This is a genomic window from Thauera linaloolentis 47Lol = DSM 12138 (genome assembly GCF_000310205.1).
In the GTDB taxonomy this organism is placed as follows: Bacteria; Pseudomonadota; Gammaproteobacteria; order Burkholderiales; family Rhodocyclaceae; genus Thauera; species Thauera linaloolentis.
The window spans coordinates 1-6,415 of sequence record NZ_AMXE01000127.1; the positions used below are offsets into that span (position 1 = coordinate 1).

Genomic DNA, 6,415 nt, shown 5'->3' on the forward strand with positions numbered 1-6,415 from the left:
GCTCGGCCGCCGGCACGATGCGCACCGGCTGGGCGCCGTCGGCCGCTGGCCCGGGCGCGGCGGCGGCCGGCTCCATCGCGTAGGGGTCGGAGTGGGAGTGGGTGTCGATGCGGCCCGGCCGGTCGAGCGCCAGCGAATCGGTTTCGTGCCAGTCCTCCGAAGGCCGCCAGCCCGGCCTGGCCATGAAGGCGGTGCCCCGCAGGTCGCGGATCGACGCGATCGGCTCGCCCGCCGCCAGGCGCCGGGTCAGCGCCACCAGCGCACGCTCGGCGTTGCCGAACAGCAGGATGTCGGCCTTGGAATCGGGCAGAACCGAGCGCCGCACCTTGTCCGACCAATAATCGTAGTGCGCGATGCGGCGCAGGCTGGCCTCGATGCTGCCGATGACGATGTTGGCGTCGGGAAAGGCTTCGCGCGCGCGCTGCGCATACACCGTCACTGCGCGGTCGGGGCGCTTGCCGGCCTCGGCACCCGGGGTGTAGGCGTCTTCCGAGCGGATCTTGCGGTCGGAGGTGTAGCGGTTGACCAGCGAATCCATGTTGCCCGCGGTGATGCCGAAATACAGCCTCGGCCGGCCGAGCTCACGGAAGGGTTCGGCCGACTGCCAGTCCGGCTGGCTGATGATGCCGACGCGAAAGCCCAGCGCCTCGAGCAGGCGCCCGACCAGCGCCATGCCGAAGCTGGGATGGTCGATGTAGGCGTCGCCGGTGACGAGGATGACGTCACAGGCGTCCCAGCCGAGCGCATCCATCTCCTTGCGCGACATGGGCAGGAAAGGCGCGGCGCGATAAGCGGGGAGCGCCCCCGCAAGAATGCTGGAAGCCGCTGATCCGGCTCCGGAAACAGGCTTTGAACTCATGATGGGCGCCATTGTATCGGTGCCCGCGCGCCCCTGCTTGCCCGCTTACCACAAGCGCGCGTCCGGCCGGTACGGAATGCGCCGGGTACGGACCTTTCTGGCGTCGGGGTGGGCAGGATTGAGCAGGTAGTTCCAGCCCACCGGCACCACGACCGAGGGCACCCGCATCAGCAGCGTGGCGCCGGCCGCCACCCATTCGTCACCCAGGGCCTGGGTCTCGGTACGGCCGACCGACCAATCCACATTGGCGGCCCCCCAATCGGCCGGCGGATCGGCGGTATGCGCTCCGGCCACGGCCGCGGCGGCCAGCGTCACTTCGACCGCCACCATGCCGTGCGGCGGGCGCCGCGGGGTGTGGACGCGCTTCTCGAGCTGCGCTAGCGCGAGGCTGTCGGCAAGGTAGATCACCGGCGTGCCGACGCCGTTCCAGCGCCCCCCGACCGCCGCCGCGCCATTGCCCGCGCAATGGAAATCCTCCGCTGCGCACAGCAGGGCGCCGGTTTCGAGATCGACCCAGTCCTGCGCCAGTCGCCACAGCGTCGCCATCAGGCGACCGCGCCCGCCATGATGCGGCGCAGCGCGTTCATGACCGCCTGATGCCCGGGCGTGGTCGCCAGCAGCTCGATCGGCACCGCTCCGCCCAGCGCCGGCACGGGCGAACCGAGCCACTCGCGCCCGGCCTCGTCGTCACCGAACACGCGCGCGGCGGCACGCTCCACCTCGATCAGGCGCGCCACGCGGTCGGAGTCGTCCTGCGACAAGGGCTTGCCCTCGCGCACCCTGCGGTCATAGGTGGCGGGCGCCACGCCAAGCAGCTGCGCCAGGCTTCGCCCGCTGCGGCCGAAGCGGTTGGCGAAGGTGTCCAGCGAGCCGGTCCCGAAGCCTTCTCGCACCATGTGGTCGCGCTCGAGCGCGGACGCGGCATGCAGGTAGTGTTCGATGCTGGCACCTGCCGCCGGATGCGCGCCGGCAAGCGAATATGCGGCGCCGTGTTCGCGTGCGGCATGTACTGTCTTCAGTTTGCTCATGATGCACACCCTCAATCGTTTGATCGATCAATTTCGATCAAGTGAACACCTACTCACCCCGTTTGTCAAGCCACGCCCGCTGCAGGCCCGCCGCCCCGCACCGCCGCCGCATGCTAGACTCGCGCCGCTCCCACCCACGCGCTTCCGATGCACATCCAGCTCCTGATTCCCGGCCTGTTGTGGCCCGCCGCCACGCTGCTCGGCCCGGCCTCCGGGCTTGCGCTCGACGGCCTGGCCACCCTGCTCGGCCGCGGGCGGCGGCAAGTCCGTGAATTCGAACCCTATGACCGCCAGCTCGCCCGCCTGTTCGGCCTCGATGGCGCCGAGTTGCCGCTGGGAACACTGCGCCGCCTGGGCGAAGCGGACGCGCCGCCGGCGCGGCCGGGCAGCCACTGGCTGTGCGCAGACCCCGTCAATCTCTCCTTCGCCCGCGAGCACCTGCTGCTGTACGCCTTCCCCGACGGCGAGCTCACCCTGGACGAAGCCGCGCCCCTCGTCGCCGCGCTCAACGAAGTCTTCGCCGACCTCGGCCGTTTCGAGGCCTGCTCCCCGACACGCTGGTACCTGCAGCTCGACAAGCCCGCACGCGTCACCCTTTACCCGGTGGACGACGTGATCGGCCGGCCGGTCAAGCACTTCCTGCCCGAAGGCGACGACGCCCGGCTGTGGCAGCGCACCATGAACGAAGCCCAGATCGTGCTGTACAACCATGCCGCCAGCCGTGCCCGCGAAGCGGCGGGGCAGCGCGCGGTCAACAGCATCTGGCTATGGGGCGCGGGCGAACTCGCGCATGCTCCGCTCGCGCCGGCGAAGGCGGTGCAGGCCACCGACCCGCTCAGCCTTGGCCTCGCCCGTGCCGCCGGCGTGCCGGCCGGTGCGCCGGACATCGCCGACGCGCTGCGCAGCGACAGCCTCGTGGTGCTCGACACCCTGCGCAAGCCCGCCCAGCAGCTCGATCTCGAAGGCTGGCGCGATGGCCTGCAGGCCATCGAGCACGACTGGTTCGCGCCGCTGGCCGCGGCCAGCGGCGACGGCCGCTTGAAGACCTTGCGCCTTTGCGCCCCGAGCGACCGCGGCACGCTCGACGTCGAAGTACGCAGCGCCGACCGCTGGAAGTTCTGGCGCAAGCCCCATGCCTTCGACGCCCTGCTGAAATCGATCGCACCGCCCCCCCTGGACCTGCCCGGCACGCCGCCGCCCACGCACAGCCCTACCGACCGATGACCCGTATCCAGTCCCGCACCGTTTCCCGGCAAGCGCTCGACCGCCTGTCGGACGCCGGCTTGCACCCCCTGCTCGCCCGCCTCTACGCGGCCCGCGGCATCAGCCGCGCCGACGAACTCGACACCAGCCTCAAGCACATGCTGCCGCCCGAAGCCCTCACCGGCACGCGCGCGGCCGCGCAACTGCTGGCCGACGCCATCGAGGCCGGCGCGCGCATGGTCATCGTCGCCGACTACGATTGCGACGGCGCCACCGCCTGCGCGGTCGGCATGCGCGCGCTGCGCGCCTTCGGCGCCGACGTGCATTACCTGGTGCCCGACCGCGTCACCCTCGGCTACGGCCTCACCCCGGCCATGGTCGAGATCGCCGCCCGGCTCGAACCGGACCTGCTCATCACCGTGGACAACGGCATCGCCAGCGTCGAGGGCATCGCCGCCGCGCGTGCGCACGGCATGGCGACCATCATCACCGACCACCACCTGCCCGGCGACGAACTGCCCGACGCCGACGTCATCGTCAACCCCAACCAGCCCGGCTGCGACTTCCCCAGCAAGGCGCTGGCCGGCGTCGGCGCGATGTTCTACACCATGCTCGCGCTGCGCGCCGAACTGCGCGAACGCGGCGCCTTCGCCGGCGCCAGGGAGCCCAATCTCGCCGACCTGCTCGACCTCGTCGCCCTCGGTACCGTGGCCGACGTCGTCAGGCTCGACCGCAACAACCGCATCCTCGTCGCCCAGGGCCTCGCCCGCATGCGCGCCGGCCGCCTGCAGCCCGGCGTCCGCGCGCTGTTCTCGATCGCCGGCCGCGACCCCGCGCGCGCCAGCACCACCGACCTCGGCTTCATGATCGGCCCGCGCCTGAACGCCGCCGGCCGGCTGTCGGACATGAGCCTGGGCATCGAATGCCTGGTCACCGACGACGCCGGCCGCGCCATGCACATCGCCCAGGAACTCGACCGCCTCAACCGCGAACGCCGCAGCATCGAGGCCGGCATGCAGGAGGAAGCCCTCGCCCGCCTCGCCGGCAACGGCGAAGTCAGCGCCGGCGGCCGCGCCACCATCGCGCTGTTCGAGCCCGACTGGCACCAGGGCGTGATCGGCATCGTCGCCGGCCGCATCAAGGAAAAGCTGCACCGCCCGACCATCGCCTTCGCCCGCAGCAGCGAAGGCGAACTGAAAGGCTCGGGCCGCTCGATTCCCGGCCTGCACCTGCGCGATGCGCTCGATCTCGTCACCAAGCGCCACCCGGATCTGATCGTGCGCTTCGGCGGCCACGCCATGGCCGCCGGCCTGACCATCCGCGAGGCCGATCTGCGCCGCTTCGACGAAGCCTTCGAGGAAGTCGTCGGCGAACTGCTGGACCCCGCCCAACTGGAACACCGCATCGAAACCGACGGCAGCCTGGAGCCCGGCTATTTCGCGCTCGACGCCGTGCGCATGCTCGACAACGAAATCTGGGGCCAGGGCTTTCCCGCGCCGCTGTTCGACGACGTCTTCCGCGTCGAACGCCAGCGCGTGCTCAAGGACAAGCACCTCAAGCTGGAACTATCGCGCGGCGCCACACGCTTCGAAGCCATCCGCTTCAATCATGCCGACGCCGCCGCCGGGCAGATCCACGCCGCCTACCGGATCGGCATCAACGAATACAACGGCGTGTCGAGCGTGCAGCTGATGCTGGAGCATTTCGACGCGGCCTGAGCGCAGGATGCGCGCCATTCCTCAACGCCGCAGCCGCTCGACAAGCCGGACCGTACTTCCATATTGCGCGAGCTTTCCGTCCGTGGTGAGCAGAATCAGCGGTTCGGCGATCGACTGGGCAAGCAGCAGACGATCGAACGGATCGCGATGGTCGTCGAATGCCGGCAGTTCAGCCAGTTTGAGGACGTGGGCGTTCTCGATCGGTAGCCAGGCAAAACCCATCGCTTCGACCTGGGCGGCAAATACCGGCAGGTCGATATGGACTTTCCCCAAGCCTGCCTTGATGGTCAGCTCCCACAGCGACACCCGGCTCACCATGACTTCATCCGCAGCATCAACGAGCTGCCGAACCTCGTCGGTAACGCGGTCGTCGCCAGACTGCCACCAAAAGGCGAAATGCGTGTCGAGCAGCAACCTCACCGAGCTTCTCCGCCGGGGCTTGTGTCTTCGCCCTGGAAGGCCGCAAAAAGCTCATCGATGGGCTCATCGAAATCGTCCCCCATCCTCCAGTCCCGGCCGCTCAGGCTCCCCGGCGGAGCAATCCGGCGCTTCCCGGGCCGATAGACGGCAAGTGTCGCCACGGGCCGGCCTGCACGCGCAATGACCACCTCTTCCCCCCTCTCGACGATCTCGAGCAAACGGGACAGATGGGTCTTTGCCTCATGGACATTCACGACTTGCATGGTAATCTCGGCGCCGAACTAAACTAAGTCTTAGTCTAGTCCATGTGCGGGTTTTGTCTAGCTGCCGGCCTATGGCGTGTTGTGCACTTCGACGATTGCATGGCGCTCCCGCGCACCTTTCGCCACCCGGCAGGTAACGGGGACGTCGCTGCCGTTGGCACGGATGCTGCCTTCGACGAAGAGAACGTTTCCCCTTTCATAGTGCCGTGCGCTCCACTGGTAGGTCGGAATGCCCTTGCCCACGAAATAGGCCTGCGCTTCCGACTGGCACCAGGACAGAAGTTCACCGCCCTGACGAAATTCGATCTCGTCACGCAGATAGGGCTGCGCGACAAGGTCGAGCGAAGAGACGAGAAACACCAGCCCAACGACGAATCGCATTGAAGCCTCCTTGCAGCCCGATAAAACCGTTCTCCCTCTTCAATCCTACCCTTTCCCCAACGATGCTCGTCAGCCCTGCGCTTTGCGCCGCGTTTTCCGCACCGCCGCCTTCTGCGCCCCGCCCTTCTGCCCCGCGCCCTTGCCCGGATCGGCCAGATCCAGCCACAGCAGCGCGTCCGCGTAGGACATGAGATTCTCCAGATACTGCGGGGCGATGTCGCGCATCCGGATCAGCGCCTGCAGCACCAGGAAATGCGAATTGAGCGGGCCGGCGTTGTCCGGCGCCCGGGCCAGCGCCTGTGACAACTGCTGTTCCAGGCTGAGTCGCGACCAGGTGCTGCCGAAATAGCGCAGGGACTTCAGCTCGCCGGCAGGAGCGCCGGCGGCGGACTGCGTGCTCCCCAAAGCCGGGATGGCGGCATGGAGGCTGCTGCGCGCGGCATGGGCGAGCAGTTCGGCGAGCGGACTGCGGCCCGGCGCCGCCGGGCGGCCGATGTCCGCGCTGCCGCCCGCGCGCTCGAAGCGCTCCCGGAACGCCGCGAG

9 protein-coding genes are annotated in these 6,415 nt (G+C 69.1%); 2 read left to right on the top strand and 7 right to left on the bottom strand.

The genetic code is table 11. The features are described from left to right. The 3 genes from C666_RS18055 to C666_RS18065 all read right to left on the bottom strand — a co-directional run. Positions 1-859, bottom strand: an 859-nt coding sequence (locus C666_RS18055; protein WP_503169799.1) for a YgiQ N-terminal domain-containing protein, incomplete at its 3' end; no start/stop codon positions are given. A gap of 45 nt (positions 860-904) precedes the next feature. Then, on the bottom strand, positions 905-1,405 hold the full coding sequence (locus C666_RS18060; protein WP_004347199.1) for an RES family NAD+ phosphorylase: 501 nt from the start codon (positions 1,403-1,405) through the stop codon (positions 905-907). Beyond that, positions 1,405-1,887 (bottom strand): Xre family toxin-antitoxin system antitoxin, encoded by a 483-nt coding sequence (locus C666_RS18065; RefSeq protein ID WP_004347202.1) that lies wholly within the window; start codon positions 1,885-1,887, stop codon positions 1,405-1,407. Before C666_RS18065 ends, C666_RS18060 begins: the two co-directional genes overlap by 1 nt. Positions 1,888-2,034: 147 nt before the next feature. Here C666_RS18065 and C666_RS18070 point away from each other — a divergent pair, with 147 nt between their 5' ends. Both C666_RS18070 and recJ read left to right on the top strand, forming a co-directional pair. Next, on the top strand, positions 2,035-3,111 hold the full coding sequence (locus C666_RS18070) for a hypothetical protein (protein ID WP_004347203.1): 1,077 nt from the start codon (positions 2,035-2,037) through the stop codon (positions 3,109-3,111). Next, positions 3,108-4,808 carry a single-stranded-DNA-specific exonuclease RecJ gene (gene recJ, locus C666_RS18075; protein ID WP_004347206.1) on the top strand — a complete coding sequence of 567 codons (1,701 nt, stop codon included), beginning with the start codon at positions 3,108-3,110 and terminating at the stop codon, positions 4,806-4,808. Before C666_RS18070 ends, recJ begins: the two co-directional genes overlap by 4 nt. A gap of 21 nt (positions 4,809-4,829) precedes the next feature. Here the strand turns inward: recJ and C666_RS18080 are convergent, their stop codons facing one another. The 4 genes from C666_RS18080 to C666_RS19400 form a co-directional block, all read right to left on the bottom strand. Then, complete coding sequence (locus C666_RS18080) at positions 4,830-5,228, bottom strand: type II toxin-antitoxin system VapC family toxin (RefSeq protein WP_004347209.1); 399 nt, start codon at positions 5,226-5,228, stop codon at positions 4,830-4,832. Continuing rightward, positions 5,225-5,491 carry a type II toxin-antitoxin system Phd/YefM family antitoxin gene (locus tag C666_RS18085; protein ID WP_004347211.1) on the bottom strand — a complete coding sequence of 89 codons (267 nt, stop codon included), beginning with the start codon at positions 5,489-5,491 and terminating at the stop codon, positions 5,225-5,227. The genes C666_RS18080 and C666_RS18085 overlap by 4 nt, the downstream gene beginning before the upstream one ends. A gap of 69 nt (positions 5,492-5,560) precedes the next feature. Further along, a complete protein-coding gene (locus C666_RS18090) occupies positions 5,561-5,872 on the bottom strand; it encodes a hypothetical protein (protein WP_004347214.1) in 312 nt (103 codons plus the stop codon). A 69-nt stretch (positions 5,873-5,941) separates the two neighbouring features. Then, positions 5,942-6,415, bottom strand: a 474-nt coding sequence (locus tag C666_RS19400; protein WP_004347217.1) for a DUF2894 domain-containing protein, incomplete at its 5' end; no start/stop codon positions are given.

Excerpts from the sequence above, each read along its gene's own strand:
- C666_RS18060 (WP_004347199.1), bottom strand. The coding sequence starts at position 1,405 with ATGGCGACGCTGTGGCGACTGGCGCAGGACTGGGTCGATCTCGAAACC.
- C666_RS18065 (WP_004347202.1), bottom strand. The coding sequence starts at position 1,887 with ATGAGCAAACTGAAGACAGTACATGCCGCACGCGAACACGGCGCCGCA.
- C666_RS18070 (WP_004347203.1), top strand. The coding sequence starts at position 2,035 with ATGCACATCCAGCTCCTGATTCCCGGCCTGTTGTGGCCCGCCGCCACG.
- recJ (WP_004347206.1), top strand. The coding sequence starts at position 3,108 with ATGACCCGTATCCAGTCCCGCACCGTTTCCCGGCAAGCGCTCGACCGC.
- C666_RS18085 (WP_004347211.1), bottom strand. The coding sequence starts at position 5,491 with ATGCAAGTCGTGAATGTCCATGAGGCAAAGACCCATCTGTCCCGTTTG.
- C666_RS18090 (WP_004347214.1), bottom strand. The coding sequence starts at position 5,872 with ATGCGATTCGTCGTTGGGCTGGTGTTTCTCGTCTCTTCGCTCGACCTT.